Annotated in this window: 33 protein-coding genes and 2 pseudogenes; all 35 read right to left on the bottom strand. The window is 42.2% G+C overall.

All coding sequences use genetic code 11. From position 1 onward, the window contains the following. Positions 1 to 225 precede the first annotated feature (225 nt). The 35 genes and pseudogenes from C805_RS14995 to ppdK all read right to left on the bottom strand — a co-directional run bounded on the left by C805_RS14995 (position 226) and on the right by ppdK (position 23948). Positions 226 to 408: a hypothetical protein gene (locus C805_RS14995; protein ID WP_016214728.1), complete on the bottom strand. Its 183-nt coding sequence runs from the start codon at positions 406 to 408 to the stop codon at positions 226 to 228. A gap of 90 nt (positions 409 to 498) precedes the next feature. Continuing rightward, positions 499 to 693: a hypothetical protein gene (locus tag C805_RS14990; protein ID WP_155957623.1), complete on the bottom strand. Its 195-nt coding sequence runs from the start codon at positions 691 to 693 to the stop codon at positions 499 to 501. Positions 694 to 742: 49 nt separating this feature from the next. After that, positions 743 to 928: a hypothetical protein gene (locus C805_RS14985; RefSeq protein ID WP_016214726.1), complete on the bottom strand. Its 186-nt coding sequence runs from the start codon at positions 926 to 928 to the stop codon at positions 743 to 745. A 294-nt stretch (positions 929 to 1222) separates the two neighbouring features. After that, positions 1223 to 1405 (bottom strand): hypothetical protein, encoded by a 183-nt coding sequence (locus C805_RS27085; RefSeq protein WP_242832670.1) that lies wholly within the window; start codon positions 1403 to 1405, stop codon positions 1223 to 1225. A gap of 100 nt (positions 1406 to 1505) precedes the next feature. Then, positions 1506 to 1721 (bottom strand): hypothetical protein, encoded by a 216-nt coding sequence (locus C805_RS14980; protein WP_022751144.1) that lies wholly within the window; start codon positions 1719 to 1721, stop codon positions 1506 to 1508. Further along, complete coding sequence (locus C805_RS14975; protein ID WP_016214724.1) at positions 1722 to 2720, bottom strand: hypothetical protein; 999 nt, start codon at positions 2718 to 2720, stop codon at positions 1722 to 1724. Between the two features lie 233 nt (positions 2721 to 2953). Next, positions 2954 to 4219, bottom strand: a complete 1266-nt coding sequence (locus C805_RS14970; protein ID WP_016214723.1) for a tyrosine-type recombinase/integrase — start codon at positions 4217 to 4219, stop codon at positions 2954 to 2956. Between the two features lie 33 nt (positions 4220 to 4252). Further along, on the bottom strand, positions 4253 to 4519 hold the full coding sequence (locus C805_RS27350; protein ID WP_016214722.1) for a helix-turn-helix domain-containing protein: 267 nt from the start codon (positions 4517 to 4519) through the stop codon (positions 4253 to 4255). A 278-nt stretch (positions 4520 to 4797) separates the two neighbouring features. Beyond that, complete coding sequence (locus C805_RS14960) at positions 4798 to 5634, bottom strand: hypothetical protein (protein ID WP_016214721.1); 837 nt, start codon at positions 5632 to 5634, stop codon at positions 4798 to 4800. A gap of 53 nt (positions 5635 to 5687) precedes the next feature. Beyond that, positions 5688 to 6278 (bottom strand): hypothetical protein, encoded by a 591-nt coding sequence (locus C805_RS14955; RefSeq protein ID WP_016214720.1) that lies wholly within the window; start codon positions 6276 to 6278, stop codon positions 5688 to 5690. Positions 6279 to 6313: 35 nt separating this feature from the next. Beyond that, complete coding sequence (locus tag C805_RS14950) at positions 6314 to 6880, bottom strand: hypothetical protein (RefSeq protein WP_016214719.1); 567 nt, start codon at positions 6878 to 6880, stop codon at positions 6314 to 6316. Between the two features lie 60 nt (positions 6881 to 6940). Then, a complete protein-coding gene (locus tag C805_RS27345) occupies positions 6941 to 7075 on the bottom strand; it encodes a hypothetical protein (protein ID WP_256379636.1) in 135 nt (44 codons plus the stop codon). Between the two features lie 4 nt (positions 7076 to 7079). Then, positions 7080 to 7475 (bottom strand): hypothetical protein, encoded by a 396-nt coding sequence (locus C805_RS14945; protein ID WP_016214718.1) that lies wholly within the window; start codon positions 7473 to 7475, stop codon positions 7080 to 7082. A gap of 119 nt (positions 7476 to 7594) precedes the next feature. After that, positions 7595 to 8188, bottom strand: coding sequence for a hypothetical protein (locus tag C805_RS14940; protein ID WP_016214717.1), 594 nt, complete (start codon positions 8186 to 8188; stop codon positions 7595 to 7597). Positions 8189 to 8375: 187 nt separating this feature from the next. After that, a pseudogene (locus C805_RS0105410) lies at positions 8376 to 8729 on the bottom strand (ABC transporter ATP-binding protein); the annotation flags it as partial. A gap of 110 nt (positions 8730 to 8839) precedes the next feature. After that, positions 8840 to 9879 (bottom strand): annotated as a pseudogene (locus C805_RS14935) (sensor histidine kinase). Then, complete coding sequence (locus C805_RS14930) at positions 9828 to 10157, bottom strand: response regulator transcription factor (protein WP_016214714.1); 330 nt, start codon at positions 10155 to 10157, stop codon at positions 9828 to 9830. Before C805_RS14930 ends, C805_RS14935 begins: the two are co-directional and overlap by 52 nt. Positions 10158 to 10446: 289 nt before the next feature. Beyond that, positions 10447 to 11124, bottom strand: a complete 678-nt coding sequence (locus C805_RS14925) for an ABC transporter ATP-binding protein (protein ID WP_016214713.1) — start codon at positions 11122 to 11124, stop codon at positions 10447 to 10449. A 1-nt stretch (position 11125) separates the two neighbouring features. Next, the gene (locus C805_RS14920; RefSeq protein ID WP_016214712.1) at positions 11126 to 11761 is read right to left on the bottom strand and encodes a hypothetical protein; all 636 of its coding nucleotides are present in this window, start codon (positions 11759 to 11761) and stop codon (positions 11126 to 11128) included. Further along, a complete protein-coding gene (locus C805_RS14915) occupies positions 11762 to 12604 on the bottom strand; it encodes a hypothetical protein (RefSeq protein ID WP_016214711.1) in 843 nt (280 codons plus the stop codon). Next, positions 12597 to 13352 carry a hypothetical protein gene (locus C805_RS14910; RefSeq protein ID WP_016214710.1) on the bottom strand — a complete coding sequence of 252 codons (756 nt, stop codon included), beginning with the start codon at positions 13350 to 13352 and terminating at the stop codon, positions 12597 to 12599. Before C805_RS14910 ends, C805_RS14915 begins: the two co-directional genes overlap by 8 nt. Position 13353: 1 nt before the next feature. Continuing rightward, entirely contained in the window at positions 13354 to 14511 is a 1158-nt protein-coding gene (locus C805_RS14905; protein WP_016214709.1) for a hypothetical protein, read from the bottom strand. A 223-nt stretch (positions 14512 to 14734) separates the two neighbouring features. Then, the gene (locus C805_RS26710; RefSeq protein ID WP_242832691.1) at positions 14735 to 15532 is read right to left on the bottom strand and encodes a sensor histidine kinase; all 798 of its coding nucleotides are present in this window, start codon (positions 15530 to 15532) and stop codon (positions 14735 to 14737) included. Between the two features lie 442 nt (positions 15533 to 15974). Continuing rightward, entirely contained in the window at positions 15975 to 16706 is a 732-nt protein-coding gene (locus C805_RS14895) for a LytR/AlgR family response regulator transcription factor (RefSeq protein WP_016214707.1), read from the bottom strand. 97 nt (positions 16707 to 16803) lie between these two features. Further along, positions 16804 to 16986: a hypothetical protein gene (locus C805_RS26870; protein WP_155957621.1), complete on the bottom strand. Its 183-nt coding sequence runs from the start codon at positions 16984 to 16986 to the stop codon at positions 16804 to 16806. A gap of 742 nt (positions 16987 to 17728) precedes the next feature. Beyond that, positions 17729 to 18193 carry a hypothetical protein gene (locus C805_RS14890; protein WP_022751137.1) on the bottom strand — a complete coding sequence of 155 codons (465 nt, stop codon included), beginning with the start codon at positions 18191 to 18193 and terminating at the stop codon, positions 17729 to 17731. Positions 18194 to 18248: 55 nt separating this feature from the next. Continuing rightward, entirely contained in the window at positions 18249 to 18518 is a 270-nt protein-coding gene (locus C805_RS14885) for a hypothetical protein (RefSeq protein WP_016214705.1), read from the bottom strand. Positions 18519 to 18697: 179 nt separating this feature from the next. Then, positions 18698 to 18862, bottom strand: coding sequence for an SHOCT domain-containing protein (locus tag C805_RS27535; RefSeq protein WP_371197646.1), 165 nt, complete (start codon positions 18860 to 18862; stop codon positions 18698 to 18700). A gap of 45 nt (positions 18863 to 18907) precedes the next feature. Next, on the bottom strand, positions 18908 to 19051 hold the full coding sequence (locus tag C805_RS26385; RefSeq protein WP_022751135.1) for a hypothetical protein: 144 nt from the start codon (positions 19049 to 19051) through the stop codon (positions 18908 to 18910). 319 nt (positions 19052 to 19370) lie between these two features. Further along, positions 19371 to 19544, bottom strand: coding sequence for a hypothetical protein (locus C805_RS14880; RefSeq protein ID WP_242832669.1), 174 nt, complete (start codon positions 19542 to 19544; stop codon positions 19371 to 19373). A gap of 27 nt (positions 19545 to 19571) precedes the next feature. Continuing rightward, positions 19572 to 19796, bottom strand: coding sequence for a DUF6718 family protein (locus C805_RS14875; RefSeq protein ID WP_016214702.1), 225 nt, complete (start codon positions 19794 to 19796; stop codon positions 19572 to 19574). A gap of 159 nt (positions 19797 to 19955) precedes the next feature. Further along, complete coding sequence (locus C805_RS25250) at positions 19956 to 20390, bottom strand: nucleotidyltransferase family protein (RefSeq protein ID WP_016214701.1); 435 nt, start codon at positions 20388 to 20390, stop codon at positions 19956 to 19958. Positions 20391 to 20452: 62 nt separating this feature from the next. After that, positions 20453 to 20659 carry a hypothetical protein gene (locus C805_RS14865; RefSeq protein ID WP_016214700.1) on the bottom strand — a complete coding sequence of 69 codons (207 nt, stop codon included), beginning with the start codon at positions 20657 to 20659 and terminating at the stop codon, positions 20453 to 20455. Between the two features lie 12 nt (positions 20660 to 20671). Beyond that, the gene (locus C805_RS14860; RefSeq protein ID WP_016214699.1) at positions 20672 to 20908 is read right to left on the bottom strand and encodes a hypothetical protein; all 237 of its coding nucleotides are present in this window, start codon (positions 20906 to 20908) and stop codon (positions 20672 to 20674) included. Positions 20909 to 21320: 412 nt separating this feature from the next. Further along, positions 21321 to 23948, bottom strand: coding sequence for a pyruvate, phosphate dikinase (gene ppdK / locus C805_RS14855; RefSeq protein WP_016214698.1), 2628 nt, complete (start codon positions 23946 to 23948; stop codon positions 21321 to 21323). Between the last annotated feature and the right edge of the window lie 73 nt (positions 23949 to 24021).

Here is a 24021-nt window from a genome sequence, read left to right as displayed (position 1 = left end):
TCGCCACACACCAGAACCTTACGCTCCGGCAGAACCAGCTTCCTGTCTACCCTGTCTATTCATCCAGCAAATTCCTGCCTTTTTCGGAAAGTAATGCCGCTCCTAGATTTTATACAACATCCAGATTATAGTATTCCATCATATGTGTTTGAGTTTTTCCGACTATAGCACCATACTGAGTGGTAGTTGCAAAATTTGCAACTACCACTTGCCCCCTCAAAATCTTCACACCTGGTATTTACAACAGGTTTCACTTTGCCGGATTTTCTCCAATATGATTTCCGCACCCTTACGGATATCCTCAATGATTTCTTCCGGATCCATCTGAACATGACGCAGAGAATTATACTCTCGTATCTTCCGAATGTCCTCCAGATTAAAAGACTTACTGACTACTGGTTTCATCATCGCTTCGTCATCCTTTCCCATCATTGCAGAATAGATTCTTAAAAAGATAAAAAGCAAATCTTTCCACTATTTCAAAATAATATCAAAAAATTAATTCTTCAGCATCCCCGCATACTTAACCTTATCCTCCTCTGGTACTTTCAACGCTTCCATTGCCTGTTCAGCAGTTAGCTTCAAAGTTTCCATCAAATTTCGGATTGCATTTAATGTTCCTATCTCCAAACCACGTTCTATGCCGCGCTCCAAACCCTGCTCCAGCCCAATCGCAATCCCTTTCTCTTCCACACCTTTACTCAGGTTACACATAGCCGTATATTAACTAATGTGTATTCTTTCATCTCATCAGAACCTTCTTTGCCATGAGTCTTCGTATCTCATCAATATTCGTCATCTGGCGGCTTACCGGAGTGGATGGCTCTCTTTTGGGATCATCTGCCGAAGCGTCAAGTGCTTTGATGAAGGATTCAATTTTTTTAGGATCAACAATCTTTACATTGGTCAGTATACTTGACATAGCCATTTTCTCGCCTCCTTTACAAACAAATATCCGTATCTTAGTTTCTAGTCATATTTTACCACCGCATACAGCGTTTTCAATTAATTTGTGCATAACGCCAGGACACAAAACCGAAAAAAAAGGGAAATGATATTTCTGCACCAACTTGGTGCAGTCTTTCTGCCTCATTATGTTCTTGAATTTTGCACCAATCTGCTATAGTTTTATACTGTCAGTCTTTAGTTTATCATCCATTGCATGAATCCCAATAATCTATCAGTTTTGAATAATCCCCAAAAGCAATCCATCTCCCTATCCTCATCCAAATGTCTGCCCCATTCCGAAACGCAACTCCTGTTCCGCCTCTTCATTCCCCATTTCTTCCGGTTCCATCGCCCTCCCAATTTTCCCAGCTTCTTCCTGATATTTGCTCTCCGACACATGGGTATAGATATCAATGGTTGTGCTGTAATGCTGGTGCCCCATAATGCTCTGCACCACTTTGGGGGCTGCATCCCTGCCTCAAAGCAGTGGCTGCAAAAAGTATGCCGGATCGTATGTGGATACATGAGTCACAAGTACAGATAGCATTCCGCAAAATCTATCCTTTCAACATCCCTGCATACTTAACCTTTTCCTCTTTTGGTACCTTCAATGCCTCCATTGCCTGCTCTGCCGTCAGCTTCAAAGTCTCCATCAAATTCCGGATCGCATTTAATGTTGTTGTTTCTATACCTCGCTCTAGGCCAATCGCAATTCCTCTCTCCTCTACCCCTTTACTCGGATTACACATAACTACTGCTTTCTCGCTTTCCAATTAGCTCTTCAACATCCCTGTATACTTAACCTTTTCCTCTTCCGGTACCTTCAACGCCTCCATCGCCTGCTCTGCTGTCAGCTTCAAAGTCTCCATCAAATTCCGGATCGCATTTAATGTTGCTGCCTCCAAACCACGTTCCAAACCACGTTCCATACCACGCTCCAAGCCAATTGCAATTCCTCTTTCCTCTACCCCTTTACTCAGGTTACACATAGCCGACACCTCACTCTCCAATGTCTTTGTCATCGCAATATCAAAATCTTCCTGCAGGATTTTCTTCTTCTCTTCCGCTTCTTTATCTGAAGATAAAAGCACATCCAGCAGCTTTAATATCCCTGTATAATTATCATCTCCTGCATGACCCAGGCAGATCATGACCACAGTTAACAGATCATAATTTTCTTTCTGTTCTAACACCTGGCCTACCAGATTTTCTTCCTGAACACAGTATCTGGTGATCGTATTCTCTCTCTTCTTCGGCGGATTGGGACATAGCCATATGGAATATACCTTCCTTATCTTCTCATAATGGGTTTCCGTAAATTCCGAACCGTACTGGGAAGAGATCATCCGGCTGCAATAATACAATGCTCTCTTAATGATCGGATATCCTGGATAAAAATCATTTTGCGCTTCTACGTTGATGATCAGACGGATCATCTCTCCGGTTCCCGGAACGATTGCCAGAAAACGGATATCATAAGTGATCGTTCCTTCCTGTATTGTACTGTCCTCGTTCTTCGCTCCCCGGATCTGTTCACTGCCCTCATATCCATCTTCATCCGGATTGACAGCTGCCTCTGCAATCTGAGGGATTCCCTCTATATATCTTTCCGCTATCTCATTGATACTATGGGCCTTATACTCTTCCATACAGCTTTTCATGATCCACGCCAGAATGACCTTATTGGCCAGGAGCCGTTTACATGCTGCATCATAAGCGGCCTTTTCACCTGCCGCTGTAATATTTTTTGCCAGTATATTCTCAATCTCCATAAAACAGGCTCCTTTCTGCTATCCCTATTTTAACATATGTATCTCTGATAAGCTATATTTTTCAATAAAACAGCTCATAAAAGAAAAAGGGAGATGGTTTCCCGTATAGTCCACCTGTCAGCATTTACGTTTCCACCCTTCTTCTTTTGCTGTTACATCCAATCATAGCTTATTACAGATTATTATTTTCTTAAATTATATGCAGTCAGCCCCCGAAAATCAATACATCCCCCTTAACCGAATGTCTGCATCATTCCAGGATCTGTGGTCTCCTCTGGTTCTTCCCCACTGCTACTTTCTTCCAGTTCCATTGCCCTCCCAAATTTCCCAACTTCTTCCTGATATTTGCTCTCCGACACATGGGTATAGATATCAATGGTTGTGCTGTAATGCTGGTGCCCCATGATACTCTGCACCACTTTTGGCTGCAGCCCCACTTCAAAACATCGGCTGCAGAAGGTATGACGAATCGCATGCGGGTACATGTCCTCAAAATAATGGGGTTCTCTCTGTTCCTGCACGGATTCAAATGCCTCCTGCTCATTGTTCTCCTTCACCACCTTTTTGATTTCCTTTTCCGCATGATAGCGGAGCACCGGGCTTCCCATGGTGGTGACAAATACCAGATCCGCATATTCACCGGTTGCCCTAAAACGGTTTCCCAGCGCTTTTTTCAGGCAGTCAGTCTTTGCTTTCTGCTGCAGGAGCATTTCCTCCGCCTCCCCGAAAAACGGAATCTTCCTGTAGGAATTATGGGTCTTGGGAGACAGGAGGCGCAGCATCTTTTTTCCATATTCGTACTGGCAGGAAAGGGATCGATTGATACGGAGACATTTTTCATTAAAATCTACATCTTTCCACATCAGGCCTCCTACCTCTCCGATCCTCATCCCTGTCAGAAACATCAAATAAAACATTTCCTTATACCAGCTATGCTCTACCGTCTTTAAAAATGTATTCTGTTCCTCCCTGGACAGAAAGCGGCGTGTCACCTGCCTGTTTTCCCAAGGAACACTGATCTCAAAGCAGGGATTGATCGAAAGGATCTGGTTATTCCTGGCAGATTCCATACATTCCCGCATTCTTCCAAGCGCCTCCCGCATGGACGAAACCGCCCGTCCATCGCTGCTCATTTGGTTAATGACACTCTGAATGTCAATATTGGTGATATCACACAGCTTTCTTTCTCCCAGATATTTGCCGAATGAACCGTAAAATTTATTTTTCATGGGATAAACACTGGTTTCTTTAACTACCGGAAGCTTATATGTCTGAAACCATTCTTCAAACCATTCATTCAGTGTTATATGTTTCCTTCTAAAATCAATGCTGTTCTGTGCCTCTTCCTTTAATTCCTGAAATTCTTTTTTCAGTTCCCGCAGATTGAATCCATAGATGCTGACATCACTTCCATTTATCTTTGTTCTGGCCTCATATCTTCCATCCTTTCGCTGATACAGACCCTTTCCCAGTTCTCTTCCCTTTAAATCTTTTCCCATTTTTGCACCCGCTCCATATAAACGCAGTTGACTTTACATCGTCATCTGCATTCCCATGCTGGATTCTTCCCTTTTTATTCTTCTATGAATTGTCCGCTTTTTCTCCACCTTATTGCCGCTGTTATGAGCGATCCACTTATCCAACTGAATTTTATTGGCATATACACGATTCCCGATTCGTACTGTAAAATTATTGTTTGTTTTTGTCAAAAGCTCTCTTGCCTTGGTCTCTCCTATCCCTAAATATGCACACACCTCTTTTACACTCAATAATGCCTTATCTACCTCTATTTTCTCCATATCCTTCTCCTTATCTGTCTTACATTAAGTTTCTTTTTAACTACTTTTAAAATTAATGCTTCATACCTGTCATCCCCTGGGATATATACGGATTTCTTCCTGATCCATCCTGCCTTTAGGAAGCAGTTTTTCACATCATCTGAAAGTCATTCCCTCTCATTTGCCGGCTGTCCCCTGGAGCCTCCAGAAGTTCCGATTTCTGAGCTAAGGATATCCATCCATAGTTCGTTTTCCTCATCCCCGCAGCGTCAAACCGGTTCATGCCGTATTCAGCAAAATCAAAATTCCGGAAAGCCGGGTCCGAGCAGTCCACCCCCCCCCAGATCCTCCAGGCATTTCCTGCCATAGTGTTCATAGCTGATCTGGCTGGGATCAAACACATAACAGTCCAGCCGCTCTGTCAGCAGCAGCGCCTCCTCTATATTTTTCCAGTTCTCAAACTGCAGCACAGCCTTATATTTTATCAGCTCTTTCTGTGGCATCTGCTGCAGCCTTTCAGCCAGTTCATTTAGCATCTCTACATCATCATAAAACTGGATCTTCTTTTCCAGGATGGGGACTGCGCTGCGGACCTCCCAGATCCTGCACTGTTCCAGGCTTTCCACATGAAGAGAAGCATATGTAGAAGCCATTCCCTCTGTGCTGCAGGGAAGAGAGAGCCAGACCTTTCCATGTTCCGAGTGCTTCCGGTTTTCAAGCCTGACGGACAGAATTGCATCCGACCCTGTTTCCTGCTCCGGCAGGTTCTGGCCATTATAGATTTCCTGCCATCCCTCCTTTACCCGGTAACAGTAGCCTTCTTTCGTAAAGACACCCTTTTCTGTTTCCCGCAGACAGGCTCCTACCTTTTCCTTATCCAAAAACGCCAGGACCTCATCCGGCAGCCCCTGTAACATTTGTACAGATCCCCCATTCACCGCGCTCTCTCCCAGATCCATATCACTCACAATCCATGGCAGAAATCCGAAATATTCCAGGTTGCCGGCAACATTGATCAGATCCTTTACCGAACACTCCCGGCCCCCGCGCTCAGACTCCACACAGCCAATCACTCCCTCATACCAGGGAATGCTCTCCCTGCCTATCTGATTGATCTTACCTGCCAGAACATTCACCCATCCTCCCAGTTTTCTCTTTTTACAAATATCCGCAATGCATTCCCTCCTCCCTACTGTAGCTGGATCCCCTGAGTATGTTCTTCTTCCATCTCCGGCGCTTCCTCTTTCCGCACCACAAGACCGGTCTGTGTATAAACGCAGCTGTGGGACGCATAGTATTCTTCCCCAATGCCATGATAATCCAGATAAGGCCACACCTTCCTGGGGAACTCCATGATGCCGTTCTCCACCACATATCCTCCCAGCTCCCGGCTGCAGGTCACACCGGGGATACACTCATACAGCTGCAGGCTGTCCGCCGCTTCCAGGACATCCCCGATGGTGGAGATGGATCGGCAGTCCAGGATCCCGGAAAACTTCATCTGCTCTTCCCTGTCCATCCTCCCGATCTTTTCTGCCAGGCAGCTGATCTCCTGGAACCAGCCATCCGCAGGCAGATACTGTTCAAGGCCGGGGATGGGGGACTCCACTTTAGTGATCCGGAAGGGAATGCTGCTCTTTCCCTCATGCCCTCTGGTCAGAGAGAGCATCTTCTGCTCCGGCTTCTCCCTGCCGGAAAGCGGAAAGGTGAGTAAGACCCGATTGACCGGCCTTATGGTATTTTCATACAGGATCTTTATGACGGGTTCTCTTTCTTCCACGATTGACTCCTCTCCATCCTGCCACTGTCAGGCAGCTATTCCATCTCCATCCCGCCCATCTCAGGTTCTTCTTTTCCTGTGATGGTGACGTACTGGTCGATGATGTTCAGTGCCTCATAATAGTCCTGGCATCCGCCTTCGGTGATGCGCTTCTCCATTTCCTCCGCCTTATCCTTCATCCCGTTTTCCCGCAGGGTCCGGGCTGCGATTCCCATCAGGTTGAAGATGTTCCCGTCCTCACCGATCAGCGCACAGTCCGGCTTCTCTGCCACGGCTTCATGTAGAAATCCTCCCAGCCGGTTATTTACATAGTCGGACATCCATGTGCCGCCGAACTGCAAATGTGTTTTAAGCCTCCAGACCGCCAGCTTTCCGATGTCCGGCTTTTCTTCCCCAAAGAAAAAGAGCAGGTTGGTCATCCCCTCATTCCGGAAAACCGCCACATCATCCAGCCGTTTCCCTTTGGGAAGGATCCCTTCCTGCTCCAGCATCTGGTTGATCCCGTCTGTCCACTCCTTCAGATCCCCGCCGCAGCCCTGGAGGACCAGCCCCTCACGGCCATGCATCGTTCGGAGTTCCTCTTTTTCGATCTGTCTGATCATGTTATGCTACGCTCCTTTTCTTTCTGATCCGCTTTTGTCCGCCATGATGGACGGAATTTTTCAATCGTTCTGACATTCACTGACTCTGTACACCGCTACGCATGCGAGTCCGGCTATTCCGGCCAAAAGAATCCCTACTGCTGCTGTAATACCCAGTATCCATCCCATATCGCTTTCCCCTTTCGTTTTTTCCAATCCTTTACTGCATCCGGCACTCTGCCAGGATGGCTGCCTCCTCTTCCGCTGCAAAGTATTCGTCCGCCGCCTCCCTGCTCACGGCCAGGATCTCCCCTGCCTCTTTTTCTCCCCTCTGGATCGGTGCCAGGAACTGGTTGATCTTCCTGCACAGTCTCTGATCCGGGCAGTTGTCCAGCGTCCCCTTTCTGCTGTCTGCCACCAGGCGGTCCAGAACATCGGTCACGGTGATCTGCCGGGTCTCCCCGCCCTTTCTGCCGATGAGACTGGCAAGGTTCTCTGCAGTCAGCGCAACCAGGTATTCTTCTCTTTTACCGCTGCCGCTGTCGTACACACTGGCATAACCCATGGTGTCGGTGTCCATGATCCGCTGGATCATCTGTTCATCTTCTGATTTCATGCATCCTCTCTCCCTTCTGCTAAAGTCTCTTCCTATATGGCTTTTGTTCAGGCAGTAAAAAAGAAGGATCCATCCGGTTATGGAAGTCCCTTCTGCCTCATATACAGATATCCTTTTTTCTAACTCAGCGTCATCCCTCCGCTCTGTTCCTCTTCCGGCGCATCTTCCCTGCCTTCGTCCTGCACACTCTTCAGGCTTTCTGATATCGCCGGTTTCTTTTCTGTATACTGGATAACGATCCCGGAAAAGTCATAGCCCACAGGCTCCAGTACTTTTTTCTCCATCATTGTCAGTAATGCCTCCGTATCAAACTTGGCCTCAAAATACAGATCCTTATCGATCTGGATCGGTACATCCATGCCTGCCGGATCCTTCCCCAGTATCGTCCGCTGCCTGCCGAATACCTTTCCCCTCAGCTGCATCAATCTTTCATGCATGTCCGGCTGCCCGTTGCAGTGCTTCAGGATGGTCTGGACTGCCTTTTTCCATGTGGGTGTTTCTATGGTCTCACCAGAAGCAAATGTAACAGAGACCGGCCTCTTCCCTTTGAGCATGGACGGGGAAGTACTCCCCAGGCGGCATTCCCTGCTCCTGATCTCTGAACGATTGTATGGTTCCCCATTCTGATACATCCGGATCATGTCATCGCATCTCTGATTCACAACCTGCAGCAGTTCTGCTCTTATTTCTTCAATCAGTTCTATATAATCCATCGAAACATCCCCTTCCTTAAGGCATAAAAAAAGAACCAGAACCTATCCCTGACTTAAGGATTTTTCTAATTCTCTTCCATGTAACGTCATATACATTTTTCTTTCTGTTTGTGTATGTAGTTCCTATTTTCAGCTTTTCCCTTACTCTATACACACCATACACAATTAAAACTATACTGTACTTAACATCTGCCAATACGATAGCCGGCTTTGTCACAAGGGCACGGGCAATGGCTACCCTCTGCTGCTGACCTCCGGAAAAGTTCCGGAAGATAAAACCAATGTTGCGGCGGCGGAAAACAGTAAGCTGTTCATCATTCATTTCTGCAAGTTCTTTCCCCCTGATGCAGACAGAACCGGAGGTGGGAATATCAAGACCTCCCATCATATGCAGCAAAGTGGATTTTCCGCTGCCGGAAGTGCCCACCACCGCCACAAATTCCCCCTGTTCCACCGAAAAATCCACCCCGTCAAGGGCTCTGGTAATGCCTGGCCCGGCTCCATAATATTTTTTCAAACCTGTTGTCTGTAAGATACTCACGCGAATACCTCCTTTCTTTTTCTGACAGACATATCATAAAATTAAAATGTAACAGAAATGTCCCAAATGCTATGGAAATATGATTTGAATTCTTTCAATTTCAGGACATTTTATTTTCGCGGCAGAAAAACGGAAAAAACAGAGCCATATCCAACACTGGAAGTAACCTGGATATAACCGCCCTGCATGGTAATAATCTCACGGGCAAGAAAAAGGCCGATGCTTATACCATCTATATCATGTACCGCTTCCTCCCGGTAGAAGCGTTTGAAAATTGCTGCCTGCTCTTTTTCAGGAATCCCCCTGCCTGTATCTGCAATATCAATCTTAAAATACATTTCCCATTCCTGCACGTTCACACTGATACTGCCATAAGCCGGGGTATATTTCACCGCATTATCCAAAATATTATATAACGCTTCTGCTGTCCAGCGGCTGTCATGAAAAAAAGTCAGATGATCCGGACAATGCACAGACAACGTAATCTGCTTTTTTTCAAGGAGTGCAAGAACACTGTTTAATGCAGCAGTGAGCGTATCTGTGAAAGGAACTGATTTCTTTTCCAGTGTAATAACGCCCGTTTCAAGCCGGGAAGTTTTTACCATTGCCTGAATCAGAAAATCCAGTTTATCCAGCTGGCTTCCTGCAGCCTGCAGAAACTCTTTCTGCTTTTCTTCCGTCATTCTCCTTGTCAGCAGAGTATCGTTTATCATTTTGAGATTTGAAATGGGTGTTTTTGTCTGATGTGAAATGTCTGACAACAGGGACTGCAGCTCTGCCTTTTCATCTTCTGCCTTATGACGGTTTATCTGCATGATATTGTAGAGCCGTTCCAGCCGGTGTGAAATGCGGGCAAACAAGGTTTCTGCCTCCAGGTCTGTAAATGTTCTTTCGTTTCCGCTTACCATATCGTCAAGCGTCCTGCATAAGCTGTCTGTAAATTCCGAAAGTCTTTTCTGAAAAAATTTCAGGAAAAAAATTCCCCACGCAAAAAAATAATGGTAAGAAACAATCCACAAAGTGTAAGAACGCCGCTGCCAGTAAAGAAATAAAAAATGAAAAGTAAAAAAACTGAAGTAGAAGCTACCCCCACGATCACTAACCGCAGAAATGCCCGGACTGATAAATTCTGAGAAAACCGTCCTCGTATACGTCATGACCTGGCCGATGCTGTTCTATGGTTTCAAATACAGCGGCTATTTTCTTACAAAGTACCGCTACCGAAAAAGGCTTTGTTATATAGTCAGCTCCACCTGCCTCATACCCCTTTAGCATATCGCTTTCCTTATCGTTGGCGGTTAAAAAAATAATGTAAGTTTCCGGATATTTTTCTTTTAAGATGCTGCAATAATCAAGCCCGCTTCCATCAGGCAGCCTGACGTCCAGCAAAGCAAGATGATACTCTTCCTTTAATAAACTGACCGCCATAGAATATGAATATGCAGAAACAACCTTATAACCATCTATATAAGATTATAAGCAAGGGTTTTATTTAACAAAGTATCATCTTCAACAATAATGATTTTTTTCATACATTTATGTCCTCTCCGTTGTTTTAAATGTATCATACTGTCCAAATGTTGCAGAATTGTCCTGAAATTTTTTTTCTTCTACAGGAAAGACCCTGTCACGCGAAAGTATCTTCCTGTTTGTATTCACGCCCTGCTTTTGGGGAGTGTTTTTGTAAGGATAAGAGCGCAGGCAACAGCAATTACAATCAGTTTAATTGTCTGCGCCTGTTTTTAAGCTGTCTGTCTGAAACTGTCAGCTTTCCATGATCCATCTCGTACACTTCATCGCACAGCACTTCTATATCCTCTTTGTTATGACTTGCCAGAATAATAGCTTTCCCTTCTTCCTTTAAATTTAAAAGGATTTCCCTGACATCTTCCACGCCCTGATTGTCCAGACCGTTCATTGGCTCATCTAAAATCAGAATATCCGGATTTTCCATAATAGCCTGTGCAATCCCAAGCCTTTGACGCATCCCCAGAGAATATTTTCCAACTTTCTTTTTACTGTCCGCATCAAGCCCAACTCGTTCCATGCTTTTCTTTATTTCTTTTTTCCCAATTATATTTTTAATACTGGCAAGATACTCAAGATTCTTATATCCACTATAAGAGCTGAGAAAACCTGGGGTTTCAATGATAATTCCTATATTATCAGCAAAATCTGTATCCTTGCCGATTTCTTTACCATCAACAATGACTCTGCCGCTGGAAGGTTTTAAAAATCCTGTGATTGTCTTAAATAAAACAGTTTTTCCAGAACCGTTCCTTCCAACGATCCCATAAATTTTTCCTCTTTCAAATTCTACGGAAACATTGCCAAGAGCAATATCTGAACCAAATTTTTTTATTACTTTATCAACTTTTATAATGCTTTCCATCATCTTAAACTCCTTCCATTTCTTTGCCTTTCAGCAAATAGCCGCCCAGCCGGTAACAAACAATCATGATTATGGCTTGCACAATAATTACGCTTATCACAGAGAAGCCATACATATCTTCATATAAATTACTTTGCACATACATCCCCCATGAGCCAAACATAAACCTTGCGCTCTTTCTAAAATGGAAACCGCTCAGAAATGTGAAGCCTTCTAATAACAACAACGCTGCCGGTATCATTTTTTTTATCCTTAAAGTTTCCAAAAAAAGAAATAATGATGACAAAGCCATGGCATGAACGGTCCATAAAACAAAAATCACTGATATTTCTTTCAGGTTTCCCGTAAACGCCTGGAATGCAAACAAATCAACCATCTGAAATAACGCCAATAAACTAACCGCTGCAAACGCCCCATTCCACAAGGCCCTCAGGAAATAATGCTTCCACCATTTCTGTATCCACCCACACCGGACAATAACAAAACGTCTATTTTGCTTATCCATGCCAAGCCTGTAACCAATTGCCAATAAATAAATCCCCATCGGAAATAGCCAGCATCCCAGAGGAACTAACGGAAACGTATCCATTTCATCCACAGGCACGCCTGCAAATAACCGAAAAAACAAAGTCATTCCCATTTATCCCTCCACCTCATCCTTAAAATCTACCCAGCCAATCAGCCAGAAAGAAATCAATGCCAAAATCAATATAATTGCACAAAACAAAACCAGGGCTTTCCATTGTCCGCCATTTCCATCTATGGCATATCCGGGAATTGCTTTTGCCATAAAAGATAAATGTGTAAACCCCTCCTGTTGTAATAGATATCCTGAAATCTGTATACTAAATACAATCAATATTCCATAAATTTCTTTTAACAAAAGATTGCACACATAAAGCAAAAACCCAACCAATACCAAATACAGGAACAGAAAGGCGAAAGTAACCATAAATGCCTGCGGCACTGTCATTGCCTGCATAACATTCGCCCATGGAAATGAAATATTATATTTCACTCCCAGATCATTCCCTGTATCCATTGCCAGATCATAAACCGGGCTGCTCCACATATTTCCAAAAAAACCATACAACAAACTGGCAGCTACCGATACAACAGCTATGCTGGCAACATATAGAAACGCCTGGGCCATAATATATTGCAGCATAGCTGATTCCCATTTTTTCCGGCTGCTCCTGTATAATGACAGATATGTGTTTCTTTTTATAAAAGGAGCATCTGATATAATCAATAACCAGCCAACGACAAGGAACAAAATACTTTTGTGATGATGCTCCACTACAATGAAGGCTTCCAGGATATTAACGGGTTCCCCCATATCTGATGCATACCGTAAAAATAAATTCAGCCAGTATCCAAACAATGCCATTCCCAGCAGGAAGCCCATGATTACCCGCTTATTGTGCCATTCTTCCAGAAAAGTAGTTTTCGTCATGTAAAAGATTTGTTTTAACCTACCCATTTTGGCACCTCCTTTTCAATCCCCACACGACCACAAATGATACCAGCAAAATATACATACCTTCGATAAACCCAGACAATGGATAACTGCCCAAATCATCCCCGCGCATAAGATAAATCGGATTCAGCGCCGAAGTTTCCCCTAATGCCAGCCACATAGCCTCATACAGTACAAACGGCGCAATCAACGCCACATATTTATTGGAAATCCATACTGCAAATGCAAGGCCTGCCAGCGCCCATAGACATCCAAACAGAAAACCTAATATTACTTTCCATAGAAAAACATACCACTCTCCATAGTTTTCTATATAAAAAAGCAATACTGCACCTTTTAGAAGCCCCTCGTCACTTCCCGCTGGTATACCAGGAATCCCGAAGCAATATGCCATACTTAAAACAATGATAAATGGAACCGCCAGCATCGTTCCGCCGGAAAGCGCGACTGTAACAATACGGGTAAGAGCAAATTTTCCCGGTAACATTCTGGAATAAATCATGTTTAAGTACCCACTGTTATACTCTTCACAAAAGACGGAGGCATAAGCAAGGCTCGGAAATATCGCCGCAAACGGTCCAAATCCTGACGCTGCAAATACTTCCGTTAGAATAAAATAACTGCTTCTGCTCCTGTTAAGCGGCGCATGGAATGCTGCCGACACTAAAATCCATGTGACTATTATAAGGCCTGCAAAGAAACCTCTGTTTAAGAAACTTCTTTTCAAATCATGTAAAAAGAACCCTTGCATATTACTCACTCCTTACGATTTCTCCCGATACTGCATTTATGCAAATACTCCATGTGGCGTTATTTTCCGCAACTGCTTCTGCGAATTCCTTCTTCTCCATCCATGCAGACATTGGCGTATAAATATGCCATACAGGAACCAGTTCTAATTTATTTTCATCTTCTTTAAAAACCGGATAATATAAAAACGCGGCTTCCGTCAGAACCGTCTGATTGCTTCCATTAATTTTTCCACTGTTCAGATACGTTTCCAAAATCTTTTCAATCTGCCCCCATGACAACACTGTCCCGCATTTTTCCTGTGTCTCCGCTTTTCCCAGGCAGGCGTCCAGACTTAAGGACGCAATACTTTCTTCACATATCCATGCTGTTCCTAACGGGAAAATTTCTCCTGACGCTACAGAGCCAAATTCATGGACAACCCCCATCCCCCCATAAGACGGGGTAAACTCAATTTCATAAAATGTAACGCTTTCGTGTTGATACTGCGTAATTTTATAAATATCAATTTCTGTCATACCAATTACGGAAATCTTTGCTAACAGTATTTTTTCTGCTTCCATATAAATAGTTTCACTGTCTGCTTCTTCTAACACAGTTTCATCTGCAGTTTTATAAACAGACGCACACTTTTCATATAAGAGTTCATCCTGATAATATGCACCTGTCCCATATGAAAAACCTGCTGTCTTTTGTCCATCCGACATCTTATAAACAGGAGCATTGCCAAAGATCGAAAATACTGCCCGTTCTTCTCCCTGTTGGTTTTCTGCCTCAGACTGTTCTGTTTCCTTTTGTGCTTCCTCTGATAAATCCTTAATATTCCCTGTTTCGCTTCCCAAAAATTCTGTCAAAACGTCTTTTGTAAGCGCCTCATTTTCACCAAGCACTATGGTTTTAACATTTTGTGGAACGTCCGGCATCTGTGCCTGAATTCTGATGGCATGATCTTTTGTACCAATAACACTGTTAATTTCCTGCATACCATGTTCCGTTTCACTCCCAGGCCCATCCACGATTGCGGCCACTTCATCTTCTGCGGAATCTTTTGCATGAAGAATATCCCCATGGATTGAACTTTCCGGAGCTTCCTGGCAGCCGCAAATGTCAGCCGCCATCAACATTGTTATCACTGCCAGTCTGAAAATTTTATTTCTCATAATTGCCTCCTGTACGATTTATTACTCACAGCATAGCTGTTCGTTCGCTTATGAAATCCATCTTTGCAGGCAGGTGAATTTCTTATAAGCCATATTATAAATACAATTTTTTTCATTTTCTTCTGTTTTGCGAAATCCGACTACATAATTGCCGAAATTAACCTAAAAGAACTGTTGCAAAATCATATCGCATCTTTCAGCATGAATTCGCAACAGCCCTCTTCTACATTTCTTTTATATACATCATAACATCTGTTTCCATAGAATCATTTTCATATAAAAACACCATATCTCCATGATACTTTTTCACAATACGACGGACGTTTTTAAGCCCTGTCCCATGATTTACTTTATCTTCTTTTGTGGTTTCCAAAAAACCCTTTCTTCCGTCTGCAATCCTCTGGCAGCTATTGCAAATATTTAAAAATAAAATTCCCTTATCCAGTTTTAATGTTATTTTCAGTTTCTTATCTTCTGTCTGCAAAGCAGCATCTGTTGCATTATCCAGCAGGTTTCCCAAAAGTACGTTCAAGTCAAAGGAACGCAGGTGCAGCTGTTCTGGTATGCTGATTTTTGTTTCTACCACGTTTAAAACCTCATTCGCCTTTTGTATCTTATAGTTCAGCAAACTGTCGACCATATCATTTCCTGTCTTCACATATTCCTCCGGATTGGTCATAAAATTCTTCATAGAATCTAAATATTGCTTCGTTTCCTCTGTCTCTTTCCTTTGTATTAAGGCCTGCAACGCTAACATGTGGTTTTGCATATCATGTCTTAAAGCACGAACTCGATTCCCGGATTCCATAATGACTTCTAACTGGTTTTGATATGCATATGTTTGTTGTTTATAGATGTCATTTTCCCTTAAATTTATATAATTTTCTATCATGATATTATATAGATAAAATACACTGATATTGATAATTAACATACAGCCGCTAATCAGGATCGCAAACATTTTCGGGAGGTCTTCTAGCATGAGCACGCTCAGGACAATCACACTCATTGCAGGGATCACCAGCAGCAATAATGTCTGCTTTCTGTCAAAAGCTGCCTCTTTTGCTTCGGGTGGATAAGAAATATGGCTGATAACCGTTGTACAAATCAGCATCAGCAGGGCCTGAATTGCTGGCTGCTGAAATTTTGCAGCGTCCCCAAAAACAAAAAGGACGATCAGGGAATTTGCCATATCCAAACTAAATAATACCAGTGATACCCATAATCTTTTTTTCCACAGTTCCTGATAAAAACAGGTAAGCCCTATGACCCCTAAACAATTACAAATCTCATACGGGGCAGATACCCCAAATATGCTATACACTGTTGTAGTCAGCAGGCAATATATCCCCAAACCAGCTTTTAATGATTTTTCCTCTATCTCATCTGCTGAAAAAAATACATCCATGGCTTTCTTTAACAGCAAAACTCTGAGAACATTTACAATTAACACAATGACAGGGCTATACGGTACCATCACTCATATTCGCTTTCTGATGCTGTATTATTTTACTTCTGGTTTCTTTTCTATATGGCTTACTGATATTTAAATTTTCTCCATCTGTCATTTTTACCATTTCATAGGAATATTCCCTTACATATGCCTGATTAATAATATATGACTGATGAATCATCAAAAAATCAGCAGGAAGAGTCTTTGCTATGTCTTTCAACTTTCCATAAAATTCTTCCTTTCCATCTTTTTTTACAATTATTATTTTCTTATCCATGCTCATAAAATAAGCAATGTCCCTTACCGGAACTCTGAAAACAGATTTTCCTTTCCGGTATTCAAAACAGGCATCCGCACTGCTTTTTTGCTTTACGCTCCTTATTAGCACTTCTCTTATATTTTCGGCAGAAATGGGTTTAATCAGAAAATCTAATGGCTGAACTTTAAACAGCTGCATGGCATAACTTTCCTTTGAAGAAATATATACGATATGCGTCTGCATATTCTCCATTTCGCCGCGAATAAAATTTCCTACTGCAATGCCATTCTTCCGGACTAATTCTATGTCAAGGAAAAGCAGGTCTAATTCTGTTCCCTTTTTCAAATCATTTTGTATGCTTTCCCCGGAATACCATACCTCAACCTCAGCTTTTATCCCTGTTTCTTTTGAAAGTTCGCAGATCTGTTCTTCCAAAACAGAGCATAAAATCTTATCGTCATCACAAATTCCAATCTTATACATGGCCATTTCCTTTCAGCAGACGCAGCGCCAGTCATTTCATTCATGGAAAAATCCCCTTTTCTTTTCTCCTGCCAGAAAAAAGGATTTTGTTCACAATTTATTTATTCGTGGGTTTGCCATGGGGCCTAATTCCCCTGATTATATACCCAATCCCGGAGAATGGGGTGTCAACTTTTTTATACCACATCATCTGTATGGTACCGTTGAAGCTCATGAAAAGGAAAGGTATAACAAAAATTGTTCGTTCTGCCTGCAATGGCTCATCCATCTGAATATCCATTCTCCTTATCATGTCTGAACATCAAGATATCTTCACCTGTCTTTTCTGTGTTTATCATAACATCAGAAAACCTATTCCGCAATATGAATCTTTCTCTGTCTGCCTTCTGTCAGCTATTTGTTAAAATTGGTTAAAAAAGAATGCGCTATGCGCATTCTCCGCGTTCGAGCGAATTGCGCAGCAATAAACATCACCCCCGCGAGCAGGTCCGCTTCAGCTCCCTGAATCCCTCCTCATGAGGGGCCTGGACGATTTGTGCGCCATTTGCGGTGCGTCAGAGCATACGCATATTATTTTTTCTTTTATAGGAAGACACTTTCGCGCTTTAGTGTGACAAGGTCTTTCCTGTAGAATAAAAAAATCCCCTGCTACTTTTTTATAAAGTAACAGGAGATTTCTATTTACAAATCCTGTGAAATAGTCAATAACCTGCAACAGATAGCCGCCTGCGCAGTGTTTATCGGTCAATGGTATACCATATACTGGTAATTTATTTTGCCATGCTGAAATGATTATAAGTCTTTCATTTTTTCCAGTTTCTTCTGAACTTCCCGCCCTCTTCTATTATAGTAATCCATTCTTTCCTTATCTGACATATGCTTTGTTATTTCATAATTGTATTCCCGCAATTCACACTTATTGAACTGCTAATGTTCAATAAGGTATGAATATCTTCGATTGTAAAATCAGGGCTTAAAACGGGTTTTTCCATAATCATCCCTTACTTTTTATCAAAAACAGACTAAAAATCTCTGACTATTTCTATATTTCCCGACTCTGTCTGTGATTCATAACTTTCTACAGATGAAAAACTAAAAATCTTCTCTGTAAATTCTGAATTCTTCTGATTTAGTATTAACTGGGTGTAGTATAGATCCCTGTCATACTTTATTTCCAAAACAGATGTATTTCTTTTTCTATTTAAAATTGAGTAGTCCATATGTTTAAACATTGTCGCGCTTAAAATCAGGTCACATCCAAAATTCCTGCCAAAAGAAGAAGCTATATACAAATTTTGAAATGTCAGAATCCCCTTTTCATCCTTAATAAAAAATTCAGGAATTTTATAAATATCAACAACTTCCGGTTTCCTTCCAAAACCGCTTAACAGAAATTTTTTGTCTGCTTTTTCTGTTTCAGGAAATACTATTTTTAACAGCCCTTCGCTTCCACACCATACAGGCATATCCGCACCTGTATCAAGCATACATTTAATCTGCTTATTCGCTGGCGTTATCGTTGTAAAAACAGGTTTTGCACTTTTATTGCTTAACTGCATACATAAAATTTTCGACATTTACAATTCCAACCCCGCTTTCTTCTGTAGTTCTTTCATAACTGATATTTTTGTTATCTCTATAACAGGAAATTACATATTCATCAATCTCTGTATCATTACACACACCAATCAACTTGCCTGACTTAATAAATCCGGCATCTGTTAATTCTGGATTTTCAACAACAATCCATTTATCTGGAAATTGTTCCACAAGCTCCTGCCAAGTGTAAACCCTTTCATCTACCATTAACATATGGAAACCTCCCTTTTATATATTTTCACTCAATCTGCAAATTATTTTCTATACTCTTTTTTATTGCCGCTTTTCTCCATGCGTCCTTTTCCTGCTTATTCAAATCCGGATATGCGTATTCAGGAAATCTTCCTGTTACTGATTCCCTGCTATCTGTTTCATTCTCTGAAAAACGATTCTTACAAACTTCTATATCTAACAAAACATTCGCCTACGAACATAATTCCATTTGTCTTACTCATCTTAATCATAACATTAGATATTTTTTCCCGCAATAAAATTTTCTGGTTAAATTCTTCCTCGCTTATGAGTCCTTTCTCTTTCAGGGACGCCAGTTTTTCAATCTGTGCAAAGACATCATCATACGAATGCTTTATGCCTTTCTTTTCCTATCCACGGAATTTATTCAGTATCTTTTTCTCCCTTAATAAATCTATCAGTTCATGGCATTTTTCAGCCTGCTTATAAATATTGAACCCTGTCAGCATTTCTATCCTTACCATCTGCTCCGTGCCTTCTCCATCCAGTGGCAAACAGGAATTTCTTTCTGCTGCATTACAACATAAAAAAATCCCCTGCTACTTTTTTATAAAGTAACAGGAGATTTCTATTTACAATTCCTGTGAAATAGTCAACAACCTGCAACAAACAGCAGTTGTTGACCCTCGCGGCGTTCGTCAAATATCCATGTAAACACGGCTATTTTCCTCATGCTCGCGGGAATAACCAATATCCTGTTTACGCAGCTTCCATTGTATTACTTCCGGGCGATAGCCGCCTGTGCGGTATATCGCGGTCAGTAAGATACCGTATTCTGGTAATTTATTCTGTAACACAAAAATCATTCCCACGCTATTTTACTTCAATCAGAGAGCTTCCTGAACTTGCCTCTTCTATTTCACGCTGAAATGCTCTTCCCGCCTTATTATAGCAATCCATTCTTTCCTCGTCTGCCATATGCTTTGTTATTTCATAATCATATTCCCTGAATGTATGAATATCATCTATCGTAAAATTTGGACTCAAAACAGGTTTTTCCATCATTATCCTTTTCTACAGGCTCAGAACACGTTCCTGAAACTTTTCCTTACTTTCGATAATTTCATAAGGTTCATATTCTCCATAGGCACTGGGGCGGCTGATCGTCACCAGCTGTACACCGTTCTCTCCTATCTGTTTTTGTAACTTTTCAGTAAAATCCGCCAATGCTTTACCATGCCTGGTTTTTACTGCAATGCAGCCCTTTTTATTAAATTCTTTCGCAATGAGATAACACATAACTTAGCACCTCCTCAAACTGCTGCTCGCTTAAAATTTTACCAATTTCATACTCACCCCGCAATATCCTGCCTGCAGAATCAGGATATTCCCTTTTATACAGATATTTATGCAGCCAATTATTCAACTGTCTGTCATAGTAAGTATTTGCTTGAATTTCTATCGGATAATGGAAGTGATAGGCTGAAAATAAATATGCACTCCTCGATAGCCGTCATCTTTCGCTTTTCCATGACTTATATCGACAATCCGTACTTCTTCCGGCATTTCCCCCTCTAACAAACTTGCATAACTGTCTGTCAGCATACGAAACCCTAAAATATCATTAAAAACTTTTTCCAATCGCATATCAGGATAGAATTTATTGTACTTGCGTATACAGGAATCCACACTTTTTATCCGGTAATCCAAATCCACTATATCCAAAATATCTGCTTCCTGATAAAATCTTATCATTTCAGAAACCTCCTGAAATAAGGTTTCTTTATCGAATTTCCGCAGGCTATTGACAAGACTTCTTTCCATTTTGCTTTTGTAAGACAATTCTCGAAGAATTTGAACAGATAAGCTATTTTTCTCTAATTCACTTAACAAACGATATCCTCCAAATGATTTTAGTATTTATCATTACAAATACATATACTGCTTTTATTCCATCACAGACATATTACCTTCAGCTTTCTTATGCTAATCATAACATCAGATATCATATCCTTCCAGAAGAACAACCTTCTTCTGGTTAAATATTCCTCCATGATAATGCTGCTTTCTTTCAATACTGCAAGTTTTTTAATCCACTTAAATAAATCCTCCCCGCCAGAAACATTATTTGACTGCTTAAGTTTAGTTCCCTTAAACTGCAAAGACCATTTCTCCTATTCCTGGATTCCTCTTTCAATAGCTGCTGCCAATGCTCTTAACCAATTAATTGTCTTTTCTACGCCTCTTAACATGTATCTCATATTTTCAGGAGATTCTTTTCCATCAGCCTTTTGCAAAATACCAATTTCCTCTCCGGCAAGGGTTTCAAATACATTGATTAACTCATCTAAGGATTGGGACTCATTTGAACTTCTTAATAACAAAAATATTACGAACAATATCACATTCATTGGCTTTCATCATCTCTCCAACAAACTGCATATTTGCATGAAGAATCCTGATAAAATCTAAATCGCTCCCCGTTTCCAACCATGCTTTTGCTGCTGGAGTTGCTACATATCTTATTCTCGTCAAACACTAAGGGTTAAAACCACGCCATCTTTCAATGGCATATTTGCCTGCATTCGTCTGGAAACTTCTCTGACCACAGCAAAAGGTCGCCAGTTTTGCCTCACTCCACCACCATCAAAAAAGAAAAACCTTTCTCTCCTCCAAAAAAGAAAAGAAGAGGACCTTGAAAGTACAGTCTGTCAAGGTCCTCGTTTTGATTCATTTCTATTGAGCTCTGGGTTCCGTCTCAGCAAAAAATAAATTTTGCGATGAAGAAAAAATTATTTTGCAAACTCATCAGCTTCCAGTGTATTACTTGCTGTTAATAGCCGCCTGTGCTGCTGCCAGTCTTGCAATCGGCACACGGAACGGTGAACAGGAAACGTAATCCAGACCAATCTTATGGCAGAATTCTACGGAAGAAGGATCTCCGCCATGCTCGCCGCAGATACCGATATGGAGTTTCGGATTAACCGGCTTGCCCAGTTTGATAGCTGTTTCCATTAACTTACCAACACCAGTCTGGTCAAGTTTTGCAAATGGGTCGTTCTCAAAAATCTTAGCGTCATAGTATGCTTCCAGGAATTTACCGGAATCATCACGGGAGAATCCGAAAGTCATCTGTGTCAGGTCATTGGTACCGAAGCAGAAGAAATCAGCTTCTTTTGCAATCTCGTCTGCAGTAAGTGCAGCTCTCGGAATCTCAATCATGGTACCAACTTCATACTCTAATTCAACACCTGCAGCAGCGATTTCTGCATCAGCAGTTTCCACTACTACTTTCTTCACATATTTTAACTCTTTGATATCGCCGATTAACGGAATCATGATTTCCGGTTTCAGCGCCCAGTCAGCATGTGCTTTCTTTACATTGATTGCCGCACGGATAACAGCGCTTGTCTGCATTTTTGCAATTTCCGGATAGGTAACTGCAAGACGGCATCCGCGGTGTCCCATCATCGGGTTGAACTCATGGAGAGAATCAATCAATGCTTTGATATCTTCTACAGATTTACCCTGAGCATCTGCAAGTTTCTTAATGTCTTCTTCCTCTGTGGGAACAAACTCATGCAATGGCGGATCCAGGAAACGGATGGTAACCGGGTTGCCTTCCAGAGCTTCGTATAATTTTTCAAAGTCTCCCTGCTGATACGGAAGGATTTTAGCCAGAGCAGCTTCTCTCTCTTCTACAGTATCTGCACAGATCATTTCACGGAATGCAGCAATTCTGTCTTCTTCAAAGAACATATGCTCGGTACGACAGAGACCGATACCTTCTGCACCCAGTTCACGGGCTTTCTTAGCGTCAGCAGGTGTATCTGCGTTGGTACGAACTTTTAAAGTTCTGTATTTGTCTGCCCATGCCATAATTCTTCCGAATTCGCCTGCGATGGTTGCGTCAACGGTAGGGATCAGACCATCATAAATATTACCTGTGGTACCGTCGATGGAGATAGGATCTCCTTCATGGTATTCTTTGCCTGCCAGAGTAAATTTCTTATTTTCCTCATCCATGGCAATGTCACCGCATCCGGATACACAGCAGGTTCCCATACCACGTGCAACAACAGCTGCATGGCTGGTCATACCGCCGCGGACAGTCAGGATACCCTGAGCGGCTTTCATACCTGTGATATCTTCCGGAGAGGTCTCAAGACGTACCAATACCACTTTCTCACCCTTATCTGCCCATGCTACAGCATCGTCAGCAGAGAATACGATTTTACCGCATGCAGCTCCCGGAGAAGCGCCAAGACCCTTGCCGGCCGGTGTTGCAGCTTTCAGTGCAGCAGCGTCGAACTGAGGATGCAGTAATGTATCCAGGTTACGGGGATCAATCATGGCAACTGCTTCTTCTTCTGTTCTCATGCCTTCATCTACCAGATCACAGGCAATCTTCAGAGCCGCCTGAGCAGTTCTCTTACCATTACGTGTCTGAAGCATATAGAGTTTTTCATTTTCAACAGTAAACTCCATATCCTGCATATCTCTGTAATGATTTTCCAGTTTATCACAAACTTCTGTAAACTGTTTGTATGCTGCCGGGAATTTTTCTTCCATCTGAGCAATCGGCATTGGAGTACGAACTCCTGCAACCACGTCTTCACCCTGAGCATTGGTCAGGAATTCGCCCATCAGTTTCTTCTCACCAGTTGCCGGGTCACGGGTAAATGCAACACCGGTACCGCAGTCGTCACCCATGTTACCAAATGCCATACTCTGTACGTTTACAGCAGTACCCCAGGAATATGGAATATCGTTGTCACGACGGTATACATTTGCACGCGGGTTGTCCCAGGAACGGAATACAGCTTTTACTGCTCCCATTAACTGTTCCTTCGGATCATCCGGGAAATCTTCACCGATTTTCTCTTTATATTCAGCCTTAAACTGAGATGCAAGTTCTTTCAGGTCTTCTGCTGTCAGGTCAACGTCCTGTGTTACGCCCTTGTCAGCTTTCATTTTATCAATCAGCTCTTCAAAATATTTCTTGCCGACTTCCATAACCACGTCAGAATACATCTGGATAAATCTTCTGTAGCAGTCCCATGCCCAACGGGCATTTCCTGATTTCTCAGCAATTACATTTACAACAGTCTCATTCAGACCCAGATTCAGGATGGTGTCCATCATACCAGGCATGGAAGCTCTTGCACCGGAACGTACGGATACCAGAAGGGGGTTCTCTTTATCGCCGAATTTCTTTCCTGTAATCTCTTCCATTTTGCCAATGTACTCGTTAATCTGTGCCTGGATCTCATCATTAATCTGACGTCCGTCTTCATAATACTGAGTACATGCTTCTGTTGTGATTGTAAAACCCTGTGGTACCGGAAGACCTAAGCTGGTCATTTCAGCAAGGTTCGCGCCTTTTCCTCCAAGAAGTTCACGCATACCTGCATTTCCCTCTTTGAAGAGATAAACCCATTTGTTTGCCATTTGAATTCCTCCTAATATTTACTTTGGTTTATTGTTATGCGAACATGGATTGCAGACCGGAACCTGTCCCATC

It is taken from the genome of Eubacterium sp. 14-2, from assembly GCF_000403845.2.
GTDB lineage: Bacteria > Bacillota > Clostridia > Lachnospirales > Lachnospiraceae > Petralouisia.
This window is presented reverse-complemented; position numbering and strand designations above follow the sequence as displayed.

Coding starts and splice junctions, on each gene's coding strand:
- C805_RS14945 (WP_016214718.1), bottom strand. CDS start 7,475: ATGAAATCAGAAGATGAACAGATGATCCAGCGGATCATGGACACCGAC.
- C805_RS27350 (WP_016214722.1), bottom strand. CDS start 4,519: ATGGAGAAAATAGAGGTAGATAAGGCATTATTGAGTGTAAAAGAGGTG.
- C805_RS14910 (WP_016214710.1), bottom strand. CDS start 13,352: ATGCAAGGGTTCTTTTTACATGATTTGAAAAGAAGTTTCTTAAACAGA.
- C805_RS14975 (WP_016214724.1), bottom strand. CDS start 2,720: ATGGAGATTGAGAATATACTGGCAAAAAATATTACAGCGGCAGGTGAA.
- C805_RS14920 (WP_016214712.1), bottom strand. CDS start 11,761: ATGGGAATGACTTTGTTTTTTCGGTTATTTGCAGGCGTGCCTGTGGAT.
- C805_RS14885 (WP_016214705.1), bottom strand. CDS start 18,518: ATGTTAATGGTAGATGAAAGGGTTTACACTTGGCAGGAGCTTGTGGAA.
- C805_RS14915 (WP_016214711.1), bottom strand. CDS start 12,604: ATGGGTAGGTTAAAACAAATCTTTTACATGACGAAAACTACTTTTCTG.
- C805_RS14875 (WP_016214702.1), bottom strand. CDS start 19,796: ATGTGTTATCTCATTGCGAAAGAATTTAATAAAAAGGGCTGCATTGCA.
- C805_RS14860 (WP_016214699.1), bottom strand. CDS start 20,908: ATGAATGTGATATTGTTCGTAATATTTTTGTTATTAAGAAGTTCAAAT.
- C805_RS14950 (WP_016214719.1), bottom strand. CDS start 6,880: ATGATCAGACAGATCGAAAAAGAGGAACTCCGAACGATGCATGGCCGT.
- C805_RS14970 (WP_016214723.1), bottom strand. CDS start 4,219: ATGGGAAAAGATTTAAAGGGAAGAGAACTGGGAAAGGGTCTGTATCAG.
- C805_RS14985 (WP_016214726.1), bottom strand. CDS start 928: ATGGCTATGTCAAGTATACTGACCAATGTAAAGATTGTTGATCCTAAA.
- C805_RS14905 (WP_016214709.1), bottom strand. CDS start 14,511: ATGAGAAATAAAATTTTCAGACTGGCAGTGATAACAATGTTGATGGCG.
- C805_RS14940 (WP_016214717.1), bottom strand. CDS start 8,188: ATGGATTATATAGAACTGATTGAAGAAATAAGAGCAGAACTGCTGCAG.
- C805_RS14890 (WP_022751137.1), bottom strand. CDS start 18,193: ATGCTTGATACAGGTGCGGATATGCCTGTATGGTGTGGAAGCGAAGGG.
- C805_RS14895 (WP_016214707.1), bottom strand. CDS start 16,706: ATGTATAAGATTGGAATTTGTGATGACGATAAGATTTTATGCTCTGTT.
- ppdK (WP_016214698.1), bottom strand. CDS start 23,948: ATGGCAAACAAATGGGTTTATCTCTTCAAAGAGGGAAATGCAGGTATG.
- C805_RS14925 (WP_016214713.1), bottom strand. CDS start 11,124: ATGATGGAAAGCATTATAAAAGTTGATAAAGTAATAAAAAAATTTGGT.
- C805_RS26870 (WP_155957621.1), bottom strand. CDS start 16,986: ATGGATATTCAGATGGATGAGCCATTGCAGGCAGAACGAACAATTTTT.
- C805_RS14930 (WP_016214714.1), bottom strand. CDS start 10,157: ATGGCGGTCAGTTTATTAAAGGAAGAGTATCATCTTGCTTTGCTGGAC.
- C805_RS14995 (WP_016214728.1), bottom strand. CDS start 408: ATGATGAAACCAGTAGTCAGTAAGTCTTTTAATCTGGAGGACATTCGG.